The 22927-nt window shown below is 43.9% G+C and carries 30 protein-coding genes and 1 pseudogene; 4 read left to right on the top strand and 27 right to left on the bottom strand.

Annotated features, from left to right (window positions below; genetic code table 11):
- Positions 1-37 precede the first annotated feature (37 nt).
- The 23 genes and pseudogenes from D6855_RS16865 to D6855_RS16030 all read right to left on the bottom strand — a co-directional run bounded on the left by D6855_RS16865 (position 38) and on the right by D6855_RS16030 (position 15671).
- The gene (locus D6855_RS16865; RefSeq protein ID WP_199712471.1) at positions 38-211 is read right to left on the bottom strand and encodes a hypothetical protein; all 174 of its coding nucleotides are present in this window, start codon (positions 209-211) and stop codon (positions 38-40) included.
- A gap of 10 nt (positions 212-221) precedes the next feature.
- Positions 222-497 carry a DUF7678 domain-containing protein gene (locus D6855_RS15930; protein WP_120742903.1) on the bottom strand — a complete coding sequence of 92 codons (276 nt, stop codon included), beginning with the start codon at positions 495-497 and terminating at the stop codon, positions 222-224.
- 101 nt (positions 498-598) lie between these two features.
- Positions 599-775, bottom strand: a complete 177-nt coding sequence (locus D6855_RS15935; RefSeq protein WP_120742905.1) for a DUF5049 domain-containing protein — start codon at positions 773-775, stop codon at positions 599-601.
- A 169-nt stretch (positions 776-944) separates the two neighbouring features.
- Positions 945-1160 (bottom strand): annotated as a pseudogene (locus D6855_RS17115) (DUF4314 domain-containing protein); the annotation flags it as partial.
- A complete protein-coding gene (locus D6855_RS15945) occupies positions 1157-1918 on the bottom strand; it encodes a virulence protein (RefSeq protein ID WP_199712472.1) in 762 nt (253 codons plus the stop codon). The pseudogene D6855_RS17115 and the gene D6855_RS15945, both read right to left, overlap by 4 nt.
- A gap of 110 nt (positions 1919-2028) precedes the next feature.
- Positions 2029-3954 carry a DNA cytosine methyltransferase gene (locus D6855_RS15950; protein ID WP_120742909.1) on the bottom strand — a complete coding sequence of 642 codons (1926 nt, stop codon included), beginning with the start codon at positions 3952-3954 and terminating at the stop codon, positions 2029-2031.
- The gene (locus D6855_RS15955) at positions 3944-5179 is read right to left on the bottom strand and encodes a site-specific DNA-methyltransferase (RefSeq protein ID WP_120742955.1); all 1236 of its coding nucleotides are present in this window, start codon (positions 5177-5179) and stop codon (positions 3944-3946) included. The genes D6855_RS15950 and D6855_RS15955 overlap by 11 nt, the downstream gene beginning before the upstream one ends.
- Before the next feature lie 14 nt (positions 5180-5193).
- Positions 5194-5724, bottom strand: a complete 531-nt coding sequence (locus tag D6855_RS15960) for a P27 family phage terminase small subunit (RefSeq protein WP_120742911.1) — start codon at positions 5722-5724, stop codon at positions 5194-5196.
- A gap of 209 nt (positions 5725-5933) precedes the next feature.
- A complete protein-coding gene (locus D6855_RS15965) occupies positions 5934-6293 on the bottom strand; it encodes an HNH endonuclease (protein ID WP_120742913.1) in 360 nt (119 codons plus the stop codon).
- A 134-nt stretch (positions 6294-6427) separates the two neighbouring features.
- Positions 6428-6832, bottom strand: a complete 405-nt coding sequence (locus D6855_RS15970; protein WP_120742915.1) for a sigma factor-like helix-turn-helix DNA-binding protein — start codon at positions 6830-6832, stop codon at positions 6428-6430.
- Complete coding sequence (locus tag D6855_RS15975; protein WP_243111998.1) at positions 6829-7074, bottom strand: hypothetical protein; 246 nt, start codon at positions 7072-7074, stop codon at positions 6829-6831. The genes D6855_RS15970 and D6855_RS15975 overlap by 4 nt, the downstream gene beginning before the upstream one ends.
- A gap of 3 nt (positions 7075-7077) precedes the next feature.
- The gene (locus tag D6855_RS15980) at positions 7078-7482 is read right to left on the bottom strand and encodes a RusA family crossover junction endodeoxyribonuclease (RefSeq protein ID WP_120742917.1); all 405 of its coding nucleotides are present in this window, start codon (positions 7480-7482) and stop codon (positions 7078-7080) included.
- Between the two features lie 159 nt (positions 7483-7641).
- Complete coding sequence (locus D6855_RS15985) at positions 7642-9648, bottom strand: AAA family ATPase (protein WP_120742919.1); 2007 nt, start codon at positions 9646-9648, stop codon at positions 7642-7644.
- Positions 9648-9851, bottom strand: coding sequence for a hypothetical protein (locus tag D6855_RS15990; RefSeq protein ID WP_120742921.1), 204 nt, complete (start codon positions 9849-9851; stop codon positions 9648-9650). Before D6855_RS15990 ends, D6855_RS15985 begins: the two co-directional genes overlap by 1 nt.
- A gap of 11 nt (positions 9852-9862) precedes the next feature.
- Positions 9863-11443, bottom strand: coding sequence for a DEAD/DEAH box helicase (locus D6855_RS15995; protein ID WP_120742923.1), 1581 nt, complete (start codon positions 11441-11443; stop codon positions 9863-9865).
- 11 nt (positions 11444-11454) lie between these two features.
- Positions 11455-11937 (bottom strand): hypothetical protein, encoded by a 483-nt coding sequence (locus D6855_RS16000; protein ID WP_120742925.1) that lies wholly within the window; start codon positions 11935-11937, stop codon positions 11455-11457.
- Positions 11938-12108: 171 nt separating this feature from the next.
- Positions 12109-12312: a hypothetical protein gene (locus tag D6855_RS16005; protein ID WP_120742927.1), complete on the bottom strand. Its 204-nt coding sequence runs from the start codon at positions 12310-12312 to the stop codon at positions 12109-12111.
- A complete protein-coding gene (locus D6855_RS16010; protein WP_120742929.1) occupies positions 12309-13256 on the bottom strand; it encodes an ATP-binding protein in 948 nt (315 codons plus the stop codon). Before D6855_RS16010 ends, D6855_RS16005 begins: the two co-directional genes overlap by 4 nt.
- A gap of 13 nt (positions 13257-13269) precedes the next feature.
- A complete protein-coding gene (locus D6855_RS16015) occupies positions 13270-13779 on the bottom strand; it encodes a siphovirus Gp157 family protein (RefSeq protein ID WP_158589561.1) in 510 nt (169 codons plus the stop codon).
- Positions 13727-13936 (bottom strand): hypothetical protein, encoded by a 210-nt coding sequence (locus tag D6855_RS16745; protein WP_158589562.1) that lies wholly within the window; start codon positions 13934-13936, stop codon positions 13727-13729. The genes D6855_RS16015 and D6855_RS16745 overlap by 53 nt, the downstream gene beginning before the upstream one ends.
- A 10-nt stretch (positions 13937-13946) precedes the next feature.
- Positions 13947-14147: a hypothetical protein gene (locus tag D6855_RS16020; protein ID WP_120742933.1), complete on the bottom strand. Its 201-nt coding sequence runs from the start codon at positions 14145-14147 to the stop codon at positions 13947-13949.
- Between the two features lie 80 nt (positions 14148-14227).
- Complete coding sequence (locus tag D6855_RS16025) at positions 14228-14932, bottom strand: hypothetical protein (RefSeq protein WP_120742935.1); 705 nt, start codon at positions 14930-14932, stop codon at positions 14228-14230.
- Positions 14933-15257: 325 nt separating this feature from the next.
- A complete protein-coding gene (locus D6855_RS16030) occupies positions 15258-15671 on the bottom strand; it encodes a helix-turn-helix domain-containing protein (protein WP_120742937.1) in 414 nt (137 codons plus the stop codon).
- 411 nt (positions 15672-16082) lie between these two features.
- On the opposite strand from D6855_RS16030, the gene D6855_RS16035 reads away from it, so the two are divergent.
- The 4 genes from D6855_RS16035 to D6855_RS16050 are packed head-to-tail and all read left to right on the top strand — an operon-like array spanning position 16083 to position 18145.
- Complete coding sequence (locus D6855_RS16035; protein ID WP_120742939.1) at positions 16083-16418, top strand: helix-turn-helix domain-containing protein; 336 nt, start codon at positions 16083-16085, stop codon at positions 16416-16418.
- A 5-nt stretch (positions 16419-16423) separates the two neighbouring features.
- Positions 16424-17017, top strand: coding sequence for an ImmA/IrrE family metallo-endopeptidase (locus D6855_RS16040; RefSeq protein ID WP_158589563.1), 594 nt, complete (start codon positions 16424-16426; stop codon positions 17015-17017).
- A gap of 19 nt (positions 17018-17036) precedes the next feature.
- Complete coding sequence (locus D6855_RS16045; RefSeq protein ID WP_120742941.1) at positions 17037-17882, top strand: hypothetical protein; 846 nt, start codon at positions 17037-17039, stop codon at positions 17880-17882.
- Positions 17883-17902: 20 nt separating this feature from the next.
- Entirely contained in the window at positions 17903-18145 is a 243-nt protein-coding gene (locus D6855_RS16050; RefSeq protein ID WP_120742943.1) for a hypothetical protein, read from the top strand.
- Positions 18146-18197: 52 nt separating this feature from the next.
- Here the strand turns inward: D6855_RS16050 and D6855_RS16055 are convergent, their stop codons facing one another.
- The 4 genes from D6855_RS16055 to D6855_RS16070 form a co-directional block, all read right to left on the bottom strand.
- Positions 18198-19292, bottom strand: a complete 1095-nt coding sequence (locus D6855_RS16055) for an HNH endonuclease (RefSeq protein WP_120742945.1) — start codon at positions 19290-19292, stop codon at positions 18198-18200.
- A gap of 9 nt (positions 19293-19301) precedes the next feature.
- Positions 19302-20540 carry a DNA cytosine methyltransferase gene (locus tag D6855_RS16060; RefSeq protein ID WP_120742947.1) on the bottom strand — a complete coding sequence of 413 codons (1239 nt, stop codon included), beginning with the start codon at positions 20538-20540 and terminating at the stop codon, positions 19302-19304.
- Complete coding sequence (locus D6855_RS16065; RefSeq protein WP_120742949.1) at positions 20515-21600, bottom strand: DNA cytosine methyltransferase; 1086 nt, start codon at positions 21598-21600, stop codon at positions 20515-20517. The genes D6855_RS16060 and D6855_RS16065 overlap by 26 nt, the downstream gene beginning before the upstream one ends.
- Before the next feature lie 134 nt (positions 21601-21734).
- Entirely contained in the window at positions 21735-22667 is a 933-nt protein-coding gene (locus D6855_RS16070) for a GIY-YIG nuclease family protein (RefSeq protein WP_120742951.1), read from the bottom strand.
- Positions 22668-22927 lie beyond the last annotated feature (260 nt).

A 22927-nucleotide genomic window follows, 5' to 3' on the forward strand; every position in this document is an offset into this window, starting at 1 on the left:
ACAAGAAAAAGAGCTCTCGCTCCTTTCCTCTTTTTCTTCATTTTTCTTTGATTGCCACGAACCCGAACTGATCAAAAAAGCCGTGGGTATCAATCTGGTAAATCTCATATCCGTCCATCTTCCCGATGTAGCGCTCCCCACCGAGGAGCTGCTCTACTATCTTCGCATGGCATCTTGTGTTGTTGTAGGAAAAAATGATCTCTTCTTTCATGGCCGCCTCCTTAGTTGTAATCATGCATGATTATCGAAAATGCTGCCATTGTGAGCTCATCGTTTTCATCGGGCTCCAGATCCCAACCTCTGTCGTAGGCGAGTGTTGTCTTTCCGTCTACCTTGATCATCAGCTTGGAGATCCTTCCGTTATCGATGCCGTATTCGCTAGGCTCGTCATAAACCTTCGCCCAATAATGTGCTACTCCCTTGTGTTCCTTTGTGAGCAGCCCGATTGTTCCTTCCTTGAAAAGCCTCTTGAATTCCTGTTCTTCTCTCTTTGTCATTGCCCTGACCTCCTTTGGTTTTGGTAGGTACATAATCCCGTATACCTGCACATACAGCAACGTGCATTACCACCAAGGATCAGTCTGTATTATTGTATAGTTTACTTATCGCCATAAAGGATGAACCTTCCGTATTCCTTCTGATGTTCATCAAGGAACTCTATGAGTTCTGGCATATCAAATTCTACAGCAAGCTCTCTGACGCGCTTTAAGTCGAACATATTTGTAAGGCCTGTGCTCCTGATATAAAGGATCTGCTCTCTTACCTTCTCACTCATCTGCACACTCCTTCTGCCCCGCCTTGAGCTGAGCTAGGATCATTGTGTATCTTTCACACTCATGGCTGTTAGGGTCACATCCAAGCTGTGCCTCTCTGTAAAACCTGATGGCATCTGCCCTATCCTCATATTCATCGGTCTTCCTATAGCAGGTTACCTTGACGGGGTCGAGCTTCCTTACCACATCCTCGCCATAGACTACATTGAGTCCGCTGCCGTTATCCCAAGACATCAGAAGGGATCCCGTATCATCTACTCCATCGACCGTCCCCTTGGTCCCAACTGGAGGTGCCTGTGGATCATCCATACTTACAAGTGCTACCCTCGTTCCGACAGGGTACTGTTTACGCACCCTGTCGACTGTCTCTCTTGAAGGAAATCTCATTCTGCTACCTCCTCTTCTGAAACCCTGTCAGCTTCCCTTTTTGCTTTCTGCTTGGCTGCAAATTCGTCTGCTGCCTTCTGTGTAGGGAAAGCTGCGCTTCCAGTCAGGTTCTGCAGAAGGATGCGCCTCTCCTCCTTGTACTCGTTCCCGATGAATCCGAGCCTTAAGAGAAAGCATCTGAATGCGAATTTCTCGCTCTCGGCTTCCTTTGCCTTGGCTGATATCCTCTTCTGGGTCATCGCCATGCTGCAGAGGTTTGATATGAACTTGGTGTAGGCTGATGTTGTATCCGCATCCCCTACCTTGAACCAAGGGAAGGAAACCTTCTCATCCGTTACCTCTATCGGAAGCTCATCTGCTCCAAAGGCATGCTTCATGATCTCGCCCTTGCTTTCGATTATCTTGTTGAGGTTGCTGATTGCCTCTTCTGTTAGGCTGTCCCTTGGGACCTCTATCGTAAGCTTGTCTCCCTCTGTCAAAAGCTCTGCTCCTTCCTCATTCTCTTCAGTAGGCTCTTCCTCAACCTCTTCCATCTGCTCGCCTTCAAAACCCTGTTCTGAAAGCTGTCTGAGAAGTTCGTCTGAATCCTCTCCGTCCGGGATTGTAAGGATACCCTCTCTGCTGACCTCGAGCTTTCCTCCAATTATGTAGGCAAAACTCGGAACTCCGAGGTACTCGATCTCCTGTCCTGTGATTCCTGCGATTGCCTTTACCAGTCTCTTCTTTTCATCCTTTGTTACGCTGTAATTAACCTTCATTGTTTGTCTCCCTTCTTTGTGAGCCCTAAGGCTGTCTGTTTTGTTACATACATTACTCACTCATCTGCCCTGGTATAGCAATGTCGTTAGGAGACAAACATATGAAGAAATTACTGTGCATAGTAGACAATGCCTGAAAGCACGAAAACCACGCACGGAAGGGCAACTCCATTGCCCCACATCTTATAAGCAGCACTATCGGAATAAGGCGATTTGAGCCATTTGCGGATCTGATTCTCCGTCTTTGGCTTTGTTTCTAATCCAAGTGCTGTCCTCTGGGTCTCAAATATCTCTGACCAGCGCTTTACCTCATCTTCGGAAGGATCCTCCGAAGCAAGGTCATCAGTCCACCAATCTGGAAATCCCTGAAGCCTTGCACACTCTGTAGGAGTCAGCCTTCGTACTATATAATATGGTTCTTCACTGACCGTAGGCGGATCCTTATAGTCTGTAGCTACAAGGGTGTCGACCGCCTCTCCATCAGAGAAGTTCGTATGATAACTGTTCTTTGATGAGTGGAAGGGATGTCCGACTGCGTTAGGTCCTCTTGATACCATCGCAGGCTCAACTTCTTCATCCACACAGAATCCAAACTTGGCATTTGCACCCTGATTGAATGATGCCCTGTCCAGTCCGTAGGAAGGTTCTGCCACGAAGTTCTCCTCGGGATTACCAAGCTGCTGACTCGAAGGACCTTTAGGTCCATCGCCTGCTGAAAGGGTGGCTGACTTATCTGCAAAAGCTACGGAGTGCTGTTCCACAGTATTGAGCGTGTACATCACATCGCTTTCCTTATAGCCATCACCTCTGTGGCTTGGTCTTGATCCGTTACCTTCAAGGGCTATGACTGCTATGCCACCCTGATTGCATGTAGGATTACCTCCATTGGCATCAAGGCATCTGGAAGTATCCGCTTCATAGAATCCGCTCTTGGGATTATCACTCATCATGCTGTTACTGTTCTTTGCGCATACTCCAAAGGCTGTAGGCTGGAACAGCGTCTGGTCATTATGTGTTCCTAAAGTCGCTGACTTATCCTCCTGGATTAAGGCACCCTTTCCACCACCTTCGCATCCGCTTCGGATCTTAAGTGTCAAAGGCTTTCCCCCAGGAGTCATGATGAGAGGAACGTTTCCACCTCCTGTTCCCATGCGTCCTGAAAGCGTCTGAATGGCATCGCCCTCTTCTATCTTTATCCTTGAATCATTCGGATGATGCTCAAGTGCAATAAGTGGCTGATGGCCATGAGCTTCTGCACGTAGCGTACCTGTCACGTCTGTACTGACACCCATGACAGAACCGCCCTGATCATTCAAGCAAAGGCAGCCTGCCTCTCCAGAGCATTCTTTAAGACTATTGGCAGCTCTTTGCCACGAGCGGAAGCTCTCCGCAGAATACCCTGACAGGCCTTCGCTGACAAATAATATATCTCCGGCACTCTTGCCTCCAAAATCTGCGACAGCGTAGATACGTTCTCTTCTCTGGGGCACACCCCAAAACTGTGCATCGAGGAGACGCCAGGCAACAGATGACGACTCTCCCAGAATGCATCCTGCGTTCTTCCACCTGTCACATCTAGGAACTGAAATGTCTGGTTCCGTAACATGGCAGAACTCTTCGAGGACCTGTCTGAAGTCTTCTCCTTTGTTTGAGGAGAAGGCACCTTTGACGTTCTCCCATACTGCATATCTTGGATATTTTCCATCTGTCGCTTCCCTCATTTCTCTGATGATTCGGATTGCCTGATAAAAAAGACCTGAACGTTCTCCGTCCAAGCCTTCTCTTCTCCCGGCTATGCTCATGTCCTGACATGGGCTTCCGAAAGTTATTATGTCCACGGGCGGGATCTCCGCTCCGTTTATCTTTGAGATATCTCCATAGTGCTCCACAGTCGGGAGCCTTTTCTCTGTGACCCTTATAGGGAAAGGTTCTATCTCCGATGACCATATAGGCTTTATCCCAGAGATTATCCCTCCGAGAGGAAAGCCTCCAGATCCATCGAAGAGAGACCCAAGGGTCAGCTCTTTATTTTTCATCACGCCCCTCCACCTCTATAACGAGGTCAGAGTACATAAGTTTCTCTCCGTTTCTTTCAACGTAGACTTCATCTGCCTTTCCTGTATCCTCCACGAATCTTCGAAGGATTACGGAAGCATACTTTTCATCAAGTTCCATGGTGTAGCATGTCCTGTTCATCTGTTCACAAGCTATCAGAGTGGATCCGCTACCACCGAAGGTATCAAGGACGATACCGTTCTCCTGCGAGGAATTGCCTATCGGATATGTCATGAGGTCGATAGGCTTTGATGTTGGATGGTCATGGAAAGATGTCTGCTTGTTGAACTCCCACACCGTAGTCTGCTTTCGGTCTCCATAGAATTTGTGTTTCGCATTTTCCAGATATCCGTAAAGCACAGGCTCGTGGCGGTATTGAAAATCGCCCCAGCCTGGAACGAGGGCATTTTTGACCCACACACAGACCGCTGACAGATGGAAGAACTTCTTGAAAGCTGTCCTGAATATCTCAGTCAGTGAATCTGCATGGAATACATAACAGGATCCGCCCGGAGCAAGGTGTGCTGCGATGTTCTCAAATGACTTGGTAAGGAAATCAAGGAACTCCTCATCCTTAAGGGAATCGTTCTTGATCTCGAGTCCGTCCCAAGACTTGAATGAAACACCGTATGGAGGATCCACAGAGCACATATTTGCCACAGCACCATCCATCAGCTTATCTACATCTTCTGCAGATGTAGCATCACCGCACATAAGGATGTGCCTTCCGACATGCCATCTGTCTCCCTTTTCAACAAAGGCTGCTGCCTCGAGAGCCTTGGTAAGGTCAAAGTCATCTTCCTCTGCTTTCTTCTCCTCATCAAAAAGAGATGCTAGTTCCTTCTCATCGAAGCCTGTAAAGGAAACATCAAAGTCCATTCCTTCCAACTCTTCGATCTCGGCTTTCAGCATCTCTTCATCCCATCCTGCATCCTGGGCATATCTGTTATCAGCAAGTATGTACGCTTTCTTCTGTGCCTCGGAAAGGTAATCCACAAGCACACATGGCACTTCTTCGATGCCCTCTTCCTTCGCAGCCATCAGTCTTCCATGTCCTGCGATGACATTATTCTTGCTGTCGATGATTATCGGGTTAATGAATCCGAACTCCCTAAGGGATCCCCTGAGCTTATTTATCTGTTCCTTTGAGTGAGTCCTTGCATTGTTGACGTAAGGTATCAGCTCACTCACAGCTACCTTCTTCATTTCAGATGTTGATTTCAATCTCTCCTCCTCGTCCTAAGGAGCATCGCCATCACATCATCCTGTGGTGTGGAAGTCACAGCTTCCGAGCACTGCTCCTTAACTATCTGATAGATTTCATTCCAGATGGTATTCACCTGCTTCATGTAGCTCTGAGCCATCGCCACATAAGGACTTGCAATTGCCTGCCCTGTGGTAGGGTGCTTGGCAAGGTAACCTGTCCTTGAGATTGTCTGCTCACAGTGGATCCAACGTCCTACAGACATCGCATACTGCTCAACTAACTGTGGATTTACAAATGCCTGGCACTTGCGCTCCTTGAGCCACTTGTATGTCTCCTCATATATCTCTTCAGAGCAGAGCTGAGAGCCATCCTTCTGTTCCTCGGTAAGAAAGTCCCTTATCGGAGGAGTGTCCGCTCCTTCGAGTGCTGCAGGGACCATCATTACATTTGCTTTCTGTCCGTCCTGTAATTTATCTGCAAGAGCCTTCCTCGGTCTTCCAGCACCAGGACGTGCGCCTCCACGGCGCGTACCATCTTTCGCCATGTCGGCCTCCTTTTCTTTGATTTCCATTGAAAAAAGCTGTGCTAAATTCAAACACAGCTTTTCATTCCAAAACCTCTATCCATCTGTTCCCGGGACCTATTTCAACAAGGGGTCAATCCCCTGTCTGAAATCCCATTTTTGCACGCGAGAGTCCGGCCCGGTCACGTAACCATGCGCCTTTAGAGATTCGACCCGCCCCTCCCCATGCGCTAATAGTGGTAAACAGGGCATTTATCTTCTGTCCACGTTTTCCTATCATGACAGGGCTTGCATAAAGCCTGCCAGTTGTCTCTGTCCCAGAAGAGCTCTTGGTCTCCTCTGTGCGGCTTTATGTGATCCACCACCGTAGCCTTCGTGTACCTGCCATTCTTTTCGCAGATAGCACAGAGCGGATGAGCCTTCAAGAATATCTTCGATTCTCTTCTCCACCTAGAAGAATATCCACGTGTAGAAGAATTCCTTATCTCTTCCGGATGCATCTTCTTATGTTCATCACAGTACTTCTGACCATGAGGGATTATCTTCGCACACCCACTTTCAAAACATGGGTGGCCTGCTTTATATGGCATAAGCAACTCCTTACACGACAAAAGCCCCAAAGGTCATAGGTCCCTTTGAGGCTTTCATCATTTTCGACTTTCGTCAGTATAACAATATCATTTTCCCTAAGTGAAAAATAGTGAAAAAGTGTGCAACTTACATTTCATGAGATAACAACATGCTCGAGTGCCCTGCTGTGGACGATGTGGACATTCCTTACAGAACAGTCCATCTTCACTGCGATGTCCTCCCAAGAGAAGAAGTTCAGGTATCTGAGGTTCAGTACCAATGACTCCTCCGGGTCTGAGACCTCATTTATCACATCCATGATATTACCTTTCAGTTCCACAAGCTTATCAATGTCTGCACTTATCTCCGACTCCAGATCCGCTATCTTTACAAGGAGCTCTTCTATCTTTGACTTTCCCTTATTCGGATCTCCCGGCATATCGGAGAGGGTAACGCTTGTCTTTGTAGCAAGGGTCCTGAGCATCGCTATCTGTTCTATCTTGGAATCGATACGTTCATTTATAAGGAATCCCTGATTCAGATATTCTTTTGCATTCATTTCTTCATAGCCTCCTCACGTAATCTGTTAATGAGCCACTCTCCTTCAACGGAAGTAAGGGATGCGTACCAGCTGCTGCGGAAGAACTTTTCACATTCCTTTGCTGTTGCAGAAGAAATCTTACTGTTCGGATTCTTCCGAAGCTGTCTCACGGCCTTGATGTAGTCCTTTGAAGCAAGGACGATTATTCCGTTTATGAGACTGTCACATCCGTACTTATTAAGTTCATCCTGCTTCAGCAAGGCTCATACCTCCTTATCTATCTCAAGGATCTCGATGCATATCCCTGTCGGGACATCCGACCATGCCTTGCCGACTATCTCCAGGACAACCTGTGCATCATCATTCCAGAACCCCACCTTTGTCATGCAGTCCTTGAGCATCTTCTGAAGGTTGTCTGTATCGGGACGTGTTGTCCTCCACTCTCCTGCCTTATGTGACTTACCCTTGGGAAAGAGCCATAAGACTTTAAGTGCTACCGCTCCTTCGAAAGGTTCGTCAGGAACGTTATCTGATAAATGTCCCATAAGGAGCTTTTTAGCCTCCTTCAACCTACTAGGCTCAAAGAACACAGGTCTTCCGTGTATCACCCTTACGCTCTTTTCCTGTGCCGTAGCGGTAGGTGGTTCCATTTCCATAAAAAATCTCATTTTTCTACACCTCCCTCTTTCGGTCTTGGTCTGCGCTGTTCTAGTTATGTTGGACTACTCGAATAGGGTAGGGCGGGCTATTTAGCCCTACCCATATTCGGTAGTCTAACTTTCTATCTGAATATATTTATATATTCAGCGTAGAAGAAGAATTTTGCTTTACTCTTCTAAAGCGTGATCAAGCCTCATAACTCTGCCCTTTTTGAGGATGAACTCACCGTTCATCTTCTTGATACGGGCGTATATCGTCTTGTCGCTGACTTCCATGTAAGACATCATGTCCTGTACCGTGACATTCCCGGTCATATTGCATGCATCATATGCTTTTCTGAATTCTTCTTCAGCTTCTTCTGTAGACTTAGAATTAGAATTCTTCATCTTGCCTGCTGCCGAAGTACCCTGTGCAGGCATCTCTCCGAGGACACCTTTGTCATCAAGTACATGGAGCGGATATTCGAACCAGAAATTTACAGGCACGATGTTCGGAAATTCTCGGAGTGATGACTCCAATCTCCAGGCTGATGCATTGCCATCCCGGACGTTGTTCTTGATGTCATCTGAAAGCTCAAGCTCTATCATGTCCAACTGTGCATCGGGATCCCTCGCAAATACACCGGACCCTGATGCTCTGTCCATTGCTTTCTTAGCACCCTGTGCTCCCTTTGAGTGATGATGACAATACACAGTTGAGCAGCCTGTGAGGTTACAGATCTTATCAAACTGATTGCAGAACGCACCCATGTCCGAAGCCGAATTCTCATCACCCGTTATGACCTTGTAGATAGGGTCGATTATGATGCAGTCAAAATGTTGGTCCCTGACCCTTCTTATGAGCTTTGGTACTAACTGGTCTAACGGAACCGCATGTCCCCTTAAGTTCCAGAGAACGATGCTGTCTGTGTTTGCCATAGGGATGCCCAGAGCCTCGTAAATCTTCAGGAATCTGTTTATGCAGCTAGGTGGGTCGATCTCAAGGTTCACATACAAGACCCTGCCCTTCTGGCATTGGAATCCAAGCCACTTACGACCTTCAGCTATGGCCACACACAGCTCCATGAGAAGGAATGACTTTCCTGCCTTCGAAGATCCTGAGATGAGCATCTTATGTCCTCGTCTGAGGATTCCCTGGATAAGTTCTTCCGGAAGTACGGGAGGGTCATCCTTGAAAGCTGAGAGAGGCTCCATATCTGGCATCTCATCATCTATACCTTCCGCAAAATCCATCCATTCAGTCCAACTCTTTCTGCCGATGTTCATATCCACTATGTACTGCCTGTTCCCGTTACGAGTCACACCCGGCAGCCTCGAAAGGCGGCTCGGATTGCGGTTCTGCTTATCTATGACGCATCCCTTTTCTTCCAAGAAGGTGTAGAGGAAATCCACTCTCCTCCTATACTCCTCATAATCGGGAGCATCGACCTTCACTATCGCATGGAGCGATTTGCCTCCGCTATGCACAAGTACAGCTATAGGAAGCTCCAACTTTCTGTACAGGAGGTCCTGCTCTGCTATGGGAAGGGTATCTGACTCGACAAGGGCATACTTGAACCTCGTCACGTTTTCATTCTTTACGCCTTTGCCATCGAGGGCATTGAACCTGATCCAAGCACCCACGTCAGGTTTCCAGTCTCCGATAGTAGCTCCGAGGTCATCCTTATACTTATCAAGGGATGCCAGTATCTCTTTTGCCTTCTTGTAATAGACACCTTTGGATGGAACCCATCTTCCGTCTGTGTCCTGCCATACGTCATTCGTTACATAGCCGACATAGTCATCCGGCTCAAACAGCTCAGAGATATATCTCTTAAGGTCCTCTACTCCGTTCCAAGCTGCCTGCGGAGTGAATCCCGTGAAGCTCTCTCCGTCATATTCGATGGCATCATCCCATCCAAGGGCATCCCCGATGTCAGGACCTGCTGTCCAACCTCGTTCCTTTGCCATCTGGACTATCGAGCCTGCCTTCACGGGCTTTCCGGATCCGTTGAAGGAATCCCACTTCTTTTCACACTCCCCCGGATGATAACGGCTGTCATCACGTGACCAGTCATCCCAGACAGAGCATGGGAATCCTGCATCCTTTAGGGCCATGCCGACTTTTATCCAGTCGGCACGGTCAAGATCTGATACAGGTATGGATCTTAGCGCTGATAAAATCTGCGTATCCATCAATCTCTTCCTCCATGAGCCAGAGCATATGCCTTACACTCCTTGGCTACCTTCTTCATATCGACCTCTGACTTCGGCTTATAAAAAGGGCAGTCCTTCCTTCCGAAATCATTCTCACTGAGGCATACACACTGACCATTCTTATTTGCAAAGCAGTCATCATGTGTATCACATTGCGGCTTAGCGCCTATCGTTCTTCCCATAACGGTTCCTCCTATGGTGTGTATAATTGCGGCTGCATGCCATAAGGCACTCGCCAGTTATTGCCTGCAAGAAGACTTATCATCTTGCTTGCCATATCAAACTGCCATGTCCCGACCCTACGGAATCCGTATCTCTCGAGACACCTTATCTGCTTGGGAGTCGCAAGTCCCTCTTCCTGCCTGCGCTTCAGCCTGTCTATGAGAAGTGATGCCATTCCACAGTTTGTTACTGTCTCTGGGAATATCCCTCTCCTCTCAAGGAAATCGAGCTGAGCCTTTGACGCCGGTCCCATCTCCCATGCAAAAGTCGGTTCATAGTTCGTTAAGTCTTCTGCCGATATCGAGAGAGCATATTGGAGCGGGTCCACGAGCTGCCTTTTGCGTTTGCGCATGGCTTCAAGTTCTCTTGCGAGTGCTTCTTCCCTTTCAGAAAGGACATCCCTTTCTGCTTCTTCCTCTGCCTGTAAAATGTCGATTTCTTCATCGTTACCCTCAACCTTCTTATCAATCATCTGTGCTATCTTTGCATCCTTTGATACAAGGGATGATGGCCTGCACAGGTCATGTCTTTCCGAGAGCCAGAGGAAATCCAATATGAGAAGGTCCTTCTTTCCCGGATAGAGCCTTGTACCTCTTCCTACCATCTGCTGATAAAGTCCTCTCACTCTGGTAGGCCTTAATACCACGATGCAGTCCACAGCGGGATTGTCATATCCTTCAGTCAGGAGCATCGAGTTGCAGAGAATCTGATACTTTCCATCCTCAAAGTCCTTAAGGATCTGCTGCCTGTCTGGAGAATTGCCATTGACCTCTGCTGCCCTGAATCCTCTTTTCTGTAACATCCTGCAGAACTTCTGGCTTGTCTCTACAAGCGGAAGGAACACCAATGTGCGCTCCCTTTCCTTGCAGTAACGGACCATCTCATCTGCAATCTGCTCTAAGTACGGCTCCAAAGCACATCCGATATCTCCTGCCGAGTAATCTCCGTTTGATACCTTCACATCCGAGAGGTTCAGCTCCAAAGGGATCATCTGGGCTTTCACGGGAACAAGGTATCCGTCCTTTATCGCCTGAGACATCGTGTATTCATAAGCCATCGAATCGTAGTATTCTCCAAGATTCCTCTTATCGCCTCTGTCTGGTGTCGCTGTAAGTCCAAGGACATCTGCACTGTCAAAGTGCTTCAGCACCCTCTGATACGTGTCCGATAAGGAATGGTGGGCTTCGTCTACGATGAGTGTTTTGAAATAGTCCTTAGGAAACTGTATGAGCCTTTTCTCCTGTGCTATGGACTGGATAGAAGCTACAGTTATAGGAATGTAAGAGCCATAGCTCCTGCTCTCTGCTTTTTCAAGGATCGTATCCCTGCCTGTAAGTTTCTTGATCTTGTCTGATGCCTGCGTGAGAAGCTCTTCACGATGTGCAAGCACAAGGACTCTGCCGCCCTTATTGACTTCATCATCTGCAATCTGCCCCATCACTATTGTCTTGCCTGTCCCGGTGGGGAGATTAACGACCGTCTTATGACGGCCGCCATCCCATTCCCCGTGGGTGGAATCACAGGCATCCTTCTGATACTGCCGGAGTTCCATGACGCACCTCCTTAATCAAAAGGAAGCTCATCTGCGCTGCCTTCCGGTACTGTCATGAACATGGCATCCCCGTCATAGTCGTAATACTTGGAAACCTTGTTGTTCTCTCTCTGTGAACCATCCTTGGCAGTGTACTTGTTCACGATGATGTGGACCCTGCCTGAAGAACCTACGACCTTGTTCCAATCCATGACGAGGCGCTCGCCCTTCTTTTTCATTCCGATGGCTCTGAAGAACTGTGACAGCTTCCACTCCATCTTCTTGTGGAGGATCAGGTCATCAAAGACATTCACTGTGCCATGCTCGGCATCTGTGATTTTGAGTGTGAGCGTTGCCTTTGCACATGCACACATCTTCTCACTGCCAGGGAAGGATCCTCTCTCCATATTTGTTACCTCGAAGATGTAATCACCTTCAGGCAGGACGATAAATTCGGAGCCATCATTCTCCAGGACACCGTCCCAATCCAAAGCCTCATTATTGAGCTCACCCATAGTTTTTTCCTCCTTGGGTATCTGTGTAGGCATATTGCCTGTTTACTGTTACAGGTATAAAGCTCTTGGGAATTTCTCATTCTGAAACTAGATAGAAGAATTTTTGAAAAGAATTTTTGAAAAAGTTTGGGACCCGGCAGAATACCGAGTCCCGATGATAATCTGAACCTATCACTTGTACTCAAGGATGCTCTTCATCTCCGAGAGATCCTCTGAGATGCTCTCAAGCAGTTCCATGACAGTCTTGAGCTGCTTCTGTCTCTCACGCTTCTCAGCATTCCTTGTCTTGACCGCATCAGCTAGTGCAGTAATAAGTACAATGATGACTGCACAGATGCCTATACCGCATAAGATAACCTCGATAGCTTCAATCATTTTGAATCACCGTCCTTTCTATTCTTCTCTACGATAGGAACTATGTCCTTCCAATACTTGATGACCCAGCCTGTAAGAAATGCAGGCTCATACTCCTCGATAGGAGTCTCCGGAGGATACTTACCCTTCTTTACCACCACATCTCTGAGTTCTTCATCTGTGATTCCTGAATCAGTCATCAGCTCATGGACCTGTTCTAATGGAGACTTGGGTCTGGGTGCTTTGCTATTAAAGAGATGTGCGATGCTCTTGAAACTGAAGTCCATCTCATCGGGAAGTCCATGCCTGTTCTTGGCATCCCAAGAAGCTGTGTGCGATGAATACATGACTCTCTTGGTACCGCCTGTTCCCTTGTGGTGGTTCTTGTTATTCTCTGTAGAAACCACATAGGTCTTGAAGTTGGCAAAAAGCTGTATGTCACACCACTCCCTTACTAGAGGAGACACCTGCTTGGAAAGCTTGAGTTCATATCTGTCATAGGCACCCTGTTCATCAGGAAGCTCAAATTTCTTTATCTGTGTATGGCAACAGATGACCACGTTCACACCTGCTTCGATAACTGAATCCAATGCCTTAAGGAAATCTGCAAAAGCCTCACGAAGATAGGTGTAGCCTTTGCCGTAGCCGATATCCTCAATGCCGCTAACATGCTGGCTTCGACATACATATGCCTCACAGAGATGTTCTGCCCAGTCCCCGGTATCCACGACCAGAGTCCTGCATACAGATGGATCCGCCACGACATCCTTAGTAATCTGTAACAGCTCCTCCCAAGTCTCTGGCATCTGCGTTCTCGCTACATCCATTGAATCTGTACCTTTTTCAAGGTCAATGAACAGCGGATCCGGAAACTGCGCTGCAAATGTTGACTTGCCGATACCCTCGACTCCATCAATGACTACCCGGAGCGGTCGTGCTACCTTACCTTTTGAAATCTTTAACATGAATCATTCCTCCTTATCTAAGTGAACAGTTATTTTTTGTTACTAAGCTGACTCCCGGAATCTCGGTGTCATTCTTTACAAGCTTCTTTACCGCATCCTTCATGATCTCTGGAGCAGGTGTGCGAATGCAATCATCGTGACCATTATCATGGAGCCAAGAGATTGTCAGCGCCTGATCAGTGACCTCAAGGCTCTCTGACTTCCTATATGAAAGAGTCGCAACTCCGAGGTCTTTCTTTACTCCTGCGCATTCCCTGTCAAGGATTCCTATGAGACGCTCTTCCTTATGTTCAAGAATCTGACGCCTTTTCTTAAGCCTGTCCTCTTCCGCTTTGATAGCTGCTACCTCTGAGCGGGTGTTGAGTGCTGCCTTCGCAAGATACTCGAGGATCCTGTCACGCTCCATCTCAAGAGTATCCAGTTCTTCCATCACCTGCTCTGTAACCTCATTGACCTCGCCATCTGCTTCATCAAGAATGTCTATTGCCTGCATTATTGCCGCATTTACTTCGTACAGTTTCATTTCTTCTCCTCTCCAGATAATCCTCATCAAGGGATATATCTATTTGACACTTAAGCACCTTGAACCCAAAGTTAAGTGATACTGAAAAAGGATTTTTGTCAGTACACTGTGGTTTTGGGGTATTTCTTTTCTTACAGACTGTTTTTTTACTTGCCATGATGTTCTCCTTATTTTTCATTCTCACTAACTTCATGTATCTCAACCGACTCAATGTTCTGTCCGGGTTTTAACAGATAGACTGTTGTAAAGTCTCCGAACAGGAATTTTAGTAATCTGACTGGAAGTCTGACATCTGCTCCTTCAAGAACTCTGTCTTTTCCTTTGCCACCGTCAGTAACATTGATTCTTACCTTATGTTTCTGTAGCATCGCTGCGCACCTCCTTCTTCATTGGTAGGAGTCCTCTGCTCCCTCGTATATAAAGCACCCAGACTTTTTTCAGTTTGAAACTACACCCTAAAAAATCTTTTGATTTCTGCATTGTTTCTTATCTTTTCCACAATTCCATTCCAGATACGTCCTGCATATTGTCCTGAAGTCCCGATTACTTCACCCATCTGCTCGTTGGTCATCTGCTTACGAATCTTGCAATCATAAATAGTACGTTCCCTGTCACTGAACAACTCCGAAGCCATAAGTTCCTCCATGCAGCTGATAGGAGTCTCCTCTTCCTCAAAAAAGTTTGCTGTCTCATCAGGGAGGATTTCTCCTATGGTCGCACCGCCTGCAGCATCTACAGGAGCCTCCAGAGAAACATGACTTCTGTGGCTTCCTTCTGGTAGCTCTTCCTTACGAGGATCCCTACCATACTTGTCTCTGAACTTCTTTCTGAAAGAATCCACAGTCTGGTCATATTGCATCTGTGAGAAGGGATCCAACTTACGTTCCTTATTGTTCTCCCTGACTTCTACATCATCGACCTTGGTATGCATAAGCTTTGTAATCCTTCTCTTCACATCGATGGTCACATCCATAGTGGTATCTGTTTCAGGGTTGAAAATTGCTACGACATGCCCTTCATCATCAAATACTTTGTATGTTGCCCTTGGGTCTTTCTTTCTGAGTTCTGTCTCCTTCTCAGGATGCAATCTGATCTGCTCCTCTAATTCTTCAAGCTGTTTCTTGCTAAGGCATGGTGTTCTGCGGAACCTCATAACGGGTCTCTCCTTTCGTTTTTGAATGGAGGGATAGACCCGACGTGTATTCCGCTATGGCTTCTGGCCATTACAAACAGGAATAGAACTGTCTTGATTCAGCTTTCCAGACCACTTCGTTAAAATGTTTATGTCTGTATTACTGAAATAGATCTATCCCTTTGGCCAAAGTTATTAGCATCTTGCGATGCTCATCTGACTTTCCAAATGAAATGGGAAGCCAGATCAAGACCGCAAATCTCTATCGTTAAGCTGTTTATGCCACAAAAAAACGACCTGATACCCCTTGTCCGGAGTTTCAGGCCGTCTAGCGACTCGACGAAACTTAATCTTTTACTTCTGTGTCTTTAACGTCATATGTACTTGTAATAGGATGAAGCCAGAATACTGATTTTACCCTGTCTCTCACGATTTCCAACTTCTTTTCCTTCGGATACCAGACTGCCCTCAGCTTGTCCCCCTCCGATCTGAGTTCAACCTTTTCTTCGTTGTGTTGGAAACTTTTTCGAGAAAACTTAACCAAATTGGAAAGTCGATGATCAAAAAAAATAGCGTCAAACTCTTCGAAATCCAATCCCAGAGCATCTGCTATGCTGATCATCTCATCAGCTTTAAACTTATTTGACTCACTGCATTCCTTTTGACACATTGATTTTTCTGTAAGATGCAGCATCTTTGCCAGGTCTTTCTGGCGGATATTGCGCTCCACGCGCTTCGCTTTTAGAAGTCTTATGTTCATACACATCTCCTCCTCGTATTATACGTACATTATACTTTCCTATCTGGAAAGTGTCAACACCATTAATAAATCCCCGTTTCATGCGCTTACAATTAATTTATAATTATATAAAATAAAATTTTATATAATTACAGTTTTCCATATTGACACAAATGGAAAGTTTTATTATACTTTTGGTTAAGTTGATAAAGATCCTCCTCATTAATGATGGATAATAATGATAATGATGAAGGTTACTTCTGTCTTAGTCAATGCGCATAAGCATAAGGCCAGTAAAGTATAACAGTGATAGAAACATAGGGAGAAGTATTGGAAAAGGTTACCCGGGAATATACACTACACTGCTAAAAGGTAAGGCAACTGACAAGCGCCAAACAGAGCAGAATTTAATTAGAAATGAGGATTACGCATATGGAAAATAATAAGAGTGATATGGGAGGCAGGATCAAAGCTCAACTCGCAGCTATTAACAAATCACAAAGAGATCTGGCAACAGAGGTGGGTATTACAGAAGTGTCTCTTTCCCGTTATATCGCAGGAATAAGAGAGCCCAACGGTTCTACTCTCGCTAATCTTGCAAAGGCTCTCCATACCACTACTGATTATCTTCTTGGTAGAGAAGTCGGTAATGATTTTGACTCAGAATTTGAAACAACAAGGGCATGGATTGCCAGAAATGCAAAGAACATGAGCCCAGAACAGCGGATGTCTCTTGTAGGCCCTCTCTTCCAGACAAAGGAAGGATGATTCTATTGCAGTTAACTGGTGTGCGCCTAACAGGTGCTCGCTACGATGAAATCGAAAAGCTTGTCGTAGACATGTATGAAGAATGTGGATTGTACGCAATTCCAATCGACTGCTTTGCAATCGCACAGAAATTAGGGTATATTTTAATCCCTTACTCATATCTCTCTCCATTTGATCAGGCTGAAGCCTTTGAAAAGAGCGATGAGGGATATTCAGAAATCCATTGTCTTAATGGGATGTATCGTTATTTTATCTATTTTAACGATTATGAGCCAAACCACAGGCGTGTCCGATTTACCATCTTTCACGAGATAGGACACTGCTACCTTGGACATCTCGATGATGACAAAGGAAAATCTTACGCAGAACTTGAGTCGGAGGCAAATTTCTTTGCACGTACTGCAATCGCCCCACTCCCGATTATCTGCACCATGGACCTTGATTATGTAGAGCAGATCAGCTGTGAATTCGATGTTTCATATACAGCATCCTGCCACATTCTCAATGCATACAGGCAATGGCTCAGATATGGAGCCAGAGATTATCTGGAACATGAGATTAAATTATTGGATATGTTCGGCTTAAGAAAGGCCGCATAACGGAAAGGAGGAAAGACCAATGGGCAGAGAACATGAATCAATTTCAGAAGCAACAGATACTATCATAACTATGCCTGATAGCTTTACAGAATCTTTGAGTCTCAGCGTACCTACAGTCACTATTCCTCCAGAGGTTAGCGAAGGCATCGCTGCTTCTCTTTCCGGACTTTCAAGTGCCATCAGCGCAATGATGGCTAATGTAGACCTTTCAGGCATGACAACAGCCATAGAAACTGTTGCTGCTTATACCGCAGCATCTCTTCCAGATACAAGCACTATCGCCGCATCTCTTCAAGCAGCTTGGGAAAACGTCGAAGCTACTACTAATATCATAAAAGAGGCTGCTCAACCTATCAGAGCATCTTCTTCTATGCTTTTAGATGCATGCGCACCTTTGATTGGAACATCTGCATTTAACAATCCCATCATCATTGATGAAATAGAAGCTTCCATTCATCCAGCTGTTGTTGAAGCCACAATTGATTACTTTAGTATTTATTCCAGAATAGAAGGCAAGATAATAGAACTGGTTCGCACAATTGAGAAAAAGTTCTCATTCTGCCATGAGATAATACATAAAGCATATCAGATAGTACAAAAATGGCTTAATGAAAAAATAGCCTGTGCTTTTGCACATGCCTTTTACTCATTAAAGCATATCCTTCGATTTTCCACGCATACTCCGCGGGTAGTTTTACATTACGACATCCGCGAGCATATACAATCCCCTGAACTAATATTAGCGAGAAGGAAGTTCATGGGTATCGCACCTCGCATTAAGGAGCAGTTCCTGCGTCATTGCAGAGAACGAGGTAACGATTCTGACCTCTCAGATTATGTTGCATTTATTCCCACTACAACATAGTCTAAGGAGGTTTAATAGCAATGCTTATTGAAGCAATCGAAAGTACTTATGATAAGGCCATGGTATCTTACTACGAGTCTGAGGAGTTTAAAGTATTAGACTCTGTAGCAAACGACAATTATGAAAGGCTTCTTACCGCTTTACCCGACTCACTCCAGAAGGAGCTAGCGGCTTATAAGGAGTCAATGATGAGCCTATTAGCATCAGAAGCATGTAATGCCTATACAAAAGGTGTTCTCATCGGTCTATCAGAAAAAATATAATATAGCCAAAAAAGGAACCGAGAAATCACTCCCGGTTCCTTTTTTGTATGTATCACTTCTGTTTTAACCCCTTGGCATATTCCACCAATCTATTACTTCCATTATTTCCAATATAGCCCTCTGCTTTTACCAATGATCCTGCCACCTTAAACAAACCGTATACGTTCTTTTGATGGTAGTGTAAATTGTTAACATCTGGAGCAAAGAATGAATTCTTTGGTACAAAAATCTGTTTCTTGTCATACTGTTTAAGATATTCGCTACTAATATCTGGATGCACTCTTACACATAATCCATCATCTATAGTAAACATACCCTTGTCAAACGCCCAATGCATATCACGGCACATAGCGATACCATTAGAGGGCAAATACAATCCTTGATGAGATCTTGGCTGAATGTGTGCTGCCTCCAAATTCATAAAAGTCCCATATCTAATGACATTTCGAGTAATGGCACATTTATATTCATATCCATTCATTACAAAATCCCTAAAGGAAATCGAATTGAACAGATTGGCCATTGAATCAACATCACCATCCTGGGCCTTGGCAGTTACAGTATCATCAATTACAGCATCTATTGATTCTGCATCTTCGCCATATATTTGTGCAATCTTTTCTTCTACTTTCTTTATTTGGCCATCATAAATAGCATGCCCACCGCCTCGAATAGTGGAGTCATCTATTACCTTACTACAAAAAGAATAAAGATCATCTTGAGGACAGCAAAGATAAAGAAAGTACATCTTGGCATTATTTTCATAGCCCCATGATTCTTCAGAATCTTCGTCTGTATTTTTCTTTTCTTCTGCGCGGAATATTAGAATATCTCCGGTTTCAAATAAGAGCTTGTTATTCTCCAAAGAAGAGTTGCTGTAAATTCTATATTCGTCTCTCGTGCCACTACTTGTGCTGAACTTATCATTATGATAGATATAGTTACAATAAATCTTTAGCCTACTATCACCATATAAAGGAATAATTGGTAACACAGCCGAATCATTTACAACTGTTTTAGAAAGCTGTGGAAAAAAATCCAAAACATCAGAATCCTTGGAGATATAAATATACCTCCCCCTCTGAGCTTTCCCATTCTTAACACTTCCCAATTCTTGGCTTCCAAGCTTTTTCAGATAATATCGCATGTCTACTCCTCAATTATCATTTAACAGATTACTCAATGCTTTAGCCACTTTGCTTGCAAACAATGGAGGGACCGCATTTCCTATCATCTTAAACGCATCCGTCCTACTACAGTCAAAAATGTAATAGTCTGGAAATGTCTGTAGTCTTGCTGCTTCCCTAACAGTAATTGTTCTCGCCTGCTCTGGATCTGGGTGTATATGCCTTAACCCATCTTTATACAAATGAGCCGGGATCAGATTACTTGGCTCATCCCATCTTAAAACATGGTATTTATGAACATTTGACTCTTTTCCCGTTTCTTTAGTATATAGTTCTTTTAAGGCATTAGCTGAAACGTACTCATTCCTTCCACTAGCAATGTCATTGGTCAGCAATTTGAATATCTCAATATCTCTTTTACTATGAAATCTAGAGATGTGCCCATCAATATCTGGATCAGGTAAAGAATGTGATATTTTTAATGCTCCTACTCTACCTGGTTGATCAAGCGGATATAGTTTTGGAAGATCTGAAATTGCATCCCTAACAGTCTTTTTCTTTTTGACTTTTTCAGATGGTAGGTACTTTTCATAAAATAGCTTTACAAGCTCACTCGCCTTTTCCCCATACTCTTCCTTTGATAATCCTAAAATAATGATCCTTTTTCTATTTTGAGGCACACCATAATTGGTCATATCAATTACAGCTTTATCCAAGTTCTCTAAGACACAATATCCCGCCTTATCAAACTCCTCTCTTATAACCTCAATTATCTTAAACGATCCATCCCCAGGTTTAGCAGATAAAATTCCGGGTACATTCTCAAAAATGAAAGCTTTAGGTTTATATCTTTTAACTACTTTCAAATAAGATTCAAACAGATAATTCCTATAATCATTCTTCATTCCATGCTCATCTCTTATTCTTCCGGCTATTGAATAAGCTTGGCATGGAGGACCACCAATGATTACATCTACCTTTTTATCGCCAATTAAATTATCTAGCCCTCTTGATATTCCATACTCTTCATCGTTCCACCCAGAAAACAGCTCGTCCGTGCGTTGAATATCAAATCTCAAAACCTTATCATCAGCGTCTTTTTCTTTCCATTTATTTTTTAATGTTTCCCTTAAGACGTGCACAGGAGATGATTCCCATTCCACAGCGCCTAACATATTGTAAAAACCTGACTGCTGAAATCCTTCAGTTAATCCCCCACATCCAACAAAAAGGTCTATTGAATTAAATGTTTTTTGTTCCTTTTTCAATTATTTCCCTCAACTCCTCTGCTAACACTTTCCCCAAAAGTGGTGGTACCGCATTACCAACCTGTCTTTCCTGCTTAGTTCTACTTCCTGTAAATACAAAAGAATCAGGGAAAGACTGTATTCGAGCACTTTCTCGAACTGTCGGAACTCTGTTCAATTCATAATGAAACAGATTTCTATGCCCAGTATCTACTGTTCTTGCAGGTGTTCTTCCATCCAATCTAGTCCATGCCATATGGAATGTTCTACTTTCACCCACTCCTGCAGGTAAATCCTTATAATTGCCTCCTTCAGGAACTTGGCTGATAGTTTCGATCACAAAATCCTTATGATTTGTAGCAACATGATTACTCAAAACATCACAGTTACCTCTCATAAGCTTTTGATATTCTGTCACAGCCTCACTTGTATACACATCAGTTTCTTTTCCTAATTCGCTTTTTCTTGTTGGCAAATCGGAGATAGCTTCCCTACATGTAACATATGGCCTTGATGCATTGGGTCCATACTGAGGAGCTGGAAAATGCGGCTCTCCAATATCTTTTCTTACTCCCATAAACACTAAACGCTTTCTCATCTGTGGCACACCATAATCACATGCTGTAAGTATTTTGCAGTCTACGTTGTAACCCATTTTTCGAAGGCGCTTTAATACTTCATCCTTAACTTGCCCCTTGTACATGTTTGCCATGCCAGGAACATTTTCTATAATAAAGCCTTTAGGATTATACTGCTTAACCATGTCTATTACAGCAAGATATAGCTTATTTCTTGGATCATCAAAGTTTCTTGGTCCAGTTACACTAAACCCCTGACATGGAGGCCCTGCAATCACAACATCAATATCCCTTTTCCCAGCTATTTCTATTATTTTATTAACTGTTTCTTTTTTGGACAGATCCGCATTAAGGCCAATCGCCCCAGGATGATTTAACTCAAAAGTATCCAGTGCTGCTTGCTCATTATCCACTCCAACAATTATTTCGTATCCGGCATCTTGAAAGCCATATGACAGCCCTCCTGCGCCACAAAATAAATCAATTGCATTTAACTTCTTCATACTTTTTTCCCTTTACTACAGTAATCTTCCTAATTATATCAGTTTTTTATTTTAATAAAAATACATGCTTATTCCTTATTTTTCATATATTTCCCAATCAAAAAAGCTGAAGAAATGTCTCCAGCCTTTTTCTGTTAATATTTATATTTTTTTACAATGTACTTATTTATATCTATCTTACTGTACATGTCTATAAGTGTTTTGGGATGTATGTTTATATCAAGCTTATCAGGCATATCTTTTCGAAGAACAAAAATCCCTGCCTTTTTCTTGATTCCGCTTTTTACTGTCTTAGCAGGTATTAAAGCATGTATAAGTTCCCTGTTCTCTGTGTCATTTAAAATAATATTCCAATCGTTTAACAATACTTCTTTCTTTGGATTCGCCCAATACTTGACCTTTTTCCTACTAGCATAAGTGCACTCGCGATCTTTCAATTCCAGACCATTCTCCTTCAAAAACTGAAGAGCGCCCTTCTTATCAATAATCTCAGTATTTGTATTATCTTTTATGCTACTTGGTTTATTTTGCTTTTTCTTACTTACAGTTTCTTTGAAAGACTGCTTGTTTGAATCATTAGTGCTAAAAGCATAAACACCTAAGATTCTTTCTAACAGAAAGATTGCTCCTTCTATAAAGTCATCATGTTTTAGCTTATCGACAGATTTTATCTTTGCCGTCTCGTTTTTAACATTGGTACAATTATATCTCTTATATTTCTTAGCCAAAGCAATGAAACGAGCTTCAATATAATCAATAGCATCATGTGTTAAATTATCATCTTTTGTAGTGAGAAGAATTGCATGTTCCCACCAATCTTTATTAGATATATGATTCTTAATCCTGGCCTTTAAGTCCATTGCTTGCCCAACGTAAATTGTGGTATTTGAAAGCAAAAAATATACGCCTGAATTATTACTATGCTCTAATTCAAGCAGTTGAGTCACTTTTTCTCTTGGAGCAGAATACATTATTCCAGATACCCATGAAAAATCATCGACCTGAACAATGCCATCAATATCTCCATCATGAAGTAAGACATTAATACTTTTGTATTTTCCTGCCATGATTATACTCCCTTGAGTTCTACGTAAAATCATTATAACATGGCACTTGTTATCGTTAAAGATCTAGCAAGTTAAGACACAAAGCCTATTTAACGTTTTCACACAAACGTTGAAAGATAGCGACATATTCTCGTAAACTACACTCATCATCCTGCTCACTACAGTTCTTCTGAAACGCCAAAATTAAAAAAAGCCCTAAAACAGGCAGTTTTAGGGAATCCATTCTCGTTACATTGTATTATTGCTTGCCTTCACACGTC

This window comes from Butyrivibrio sp. CB08 (assembly GCF_003625485.1).
In the GTDB taxonomy this organism is placed as follows: Bacteria; Bacillota; Clostridia; order Lachnospirales; family Lachnospiraceae; genus Butyrivibrio.

Excerpts from the sequence above, each read along its gene's own strand:
- D6855_RS16865 (WP_199712471.1), bottom strand. The coding sequence starts at position 211 with ATGAAAGAAGAGATCATTTTTTCCTACAACAACACAAGATGCCATGCG.
- D6855_RS15930 (WP_120742903.1), bottom strand. The coding sequence starts at position 497 with ATGACAAAGAGAGAAGAACAGGAATTCAAGAGGCTTTTCAAGGAAGGA.
- D6855_RS15935 (WP_120742905.1), bottom strand. The coding sequence starts at position 775 with ATGAGTGAGAAGGTAAGAGAGCAGATCCTTTATATCAGGAGCACAGGC.
- D6855_RS15945 (WP_199712472.1), bottom strand. The coding sequence starts at position 1,918 with ATGAAGGTTAATTACAGCGTAACAAAGGATGAAAAGAAGAGACTGGTA.
- D6855_RS15950 (WP_120742909.1), bottom strand. The coding sequence starts at position 3,954 with ATGAAAAATAAAGAGCTGACCCTTGGGTCTCTCTTCGATGGATCTGGA.
- D6855_RS15955 (WP_120742955.1), bottom strand. The coding sequence starts at position 5,179 with ATGAAGAAGGTAGCTGTGAGTGAGCTGATACCTTACGTCAACAATGCA.
- D6855_RS15960 (WP_120742911.1), bottom strand. The coding sequence starts at position 5,724 with ATGGCGAAAGATGGTACGCGCCGTGGAGGCGCACGTCCTGGTGCTGGA.
- D6855_RS15965 (WP_120742913.1), bottom strand. The coding sequence starts at position 6,293 with ATGCCATATAAAGCAGGCCACCCATGTTTTGAAAGTGGGTGTGCGAAG.
- D6855_RS15970 (WP_120742915.1), bottom strand. The coding sequence starts at position 6,832 with ATGAATGCAAAAGAATATCTGAATCAGGGATTCCTTATAAATGAACGT.
- D6855_RS15980 (WP_120742917.1), bottom strand. The coding sequence starts at position 7,482 with ATGAGATTTTTTATGGAAATGGAACCACCTACCGCTACGGCACAGGAA.
- D6855_RS15985 (WP_120742919.1), bottom strand. The coding sequence starts at position 9,648 with ATGGATACGCAGATTTTATCAGCGCTAAGATCCATACCTGTATCAGAT.
- D6855_RS15990 (WP_120742921.1), bottom strand. The coding sequence starts at position 9,851 with ATGGGAAGAACGATAGGCGCTAAGCCGCAATGTGATACACATGATGAC.
- D6855_RS15995 (WP_120742923.1), bottom strand. The coding sequence starts at position 11,443 with ATGGAACTCCGGCAGTATCAGAAGGATGCCTGTGATTCCACCCACGGG.
- D6855_RS16000 (WP_120742925.1), bottom strand. The coding sequence starts at position 11,937 with ATGGGTGAGCTCAATAATGAGGCTTTGGATTGGGACGGTGTCCTGGAG.
- D6855_RS16005 (WP_120742927.1), bottom strand. The coding sequence starts at position 12,312 with ATGATTGAAGCTATCGAGGTTATCTTATGCGGTATAGGCATCTGTGCA.
- D6855_RS16010 (WP_120742929.1), bottom strand. The coding sequence starts at position 13,256 with ATGTTAAAGATTTCAAAAGGTAAGGTAGCACGACCGCTCCGGGTAGTC.
- D6855_RS16015 (WP_158589561.1), bottom strand. The coding sequence starts at position 13,779 with ATGAAACTGTACGAAGTAAATGCGGCAATAATGCAGGCAATAGACATT.
- D6855_RS16745 (WP_158589562.1), bottom strand. The coding sequence starts at position 13,936 with ATGGCAAGTAAAAAAACAGTCTGTAAGAAAAGAAATACCCCAAAACCA.
- D6855_RS16020 (WP_120742933.1), bottom strand. The coding sequence starts at position 14,147 with ATGCTACAGAAACATAAGGTAAGAATCAATGTTACTGACGGTGGCAAA.
- D6855_RS16025 (WP_120742935.1), bottom strand. The coding sequence starts at position 14,932 with ATGAGGTTCCGCAGAACACCATGCCTTAGCAAGAAACAGCTTGAAGAA.
- D6855_RS16030 (WP_120742937.1), bottom strand. The coding sequence starts at position 15,671 with ATGAACATAAGACTTCTAAAAGCGAAGCGCGTGGAGCGCAATATCCGC.
- D6855_RS16035 (WP_120742939.1), top strand. The coding sequence starts at position 16,083 with ATGGAAAATAATAAGAGTGATATGGGAGGCAGGATCAAAGCTCAACTC.
- D6855_RS16045 (WP_120742941.1), top strand. The coding sequence starts at position 17,037 with ATGGGCAGAGAACATGAATCAATTTCAGAAGCAACAGATACTATCATA.
- D6855_RS16050 (WP_120742943.1), top strand. The coding sequence starts at position 17,903 with ATGCTTATTGAAGCAATCGAAAGTACTTATGATAAGGCCATGGTATCT.
- D6855_RS16055 (WP_120742945.1), bottom strand. The coding sequence starts at position 19,292 with ATGCGATATTATCTGAAAAAGCTTGGAAGCCAAGAATTGGGAAGTGTT.
- D6855_RS16065 (WP_120742949.1), bottom strand. The coding sequence starts at position 21,600 with ATGAAGAAGTTAAATGCAATTGATTTATTTTGTGGCGCAGGAGGGCTG.
- D6855_RS16070 (WP_120742951.1), bottom strand. The coding sequence starts at position 22,667 with ATGGCAGGAAAATACAAAAGTATTAATGTCTTACTTCATGATGGAGAT.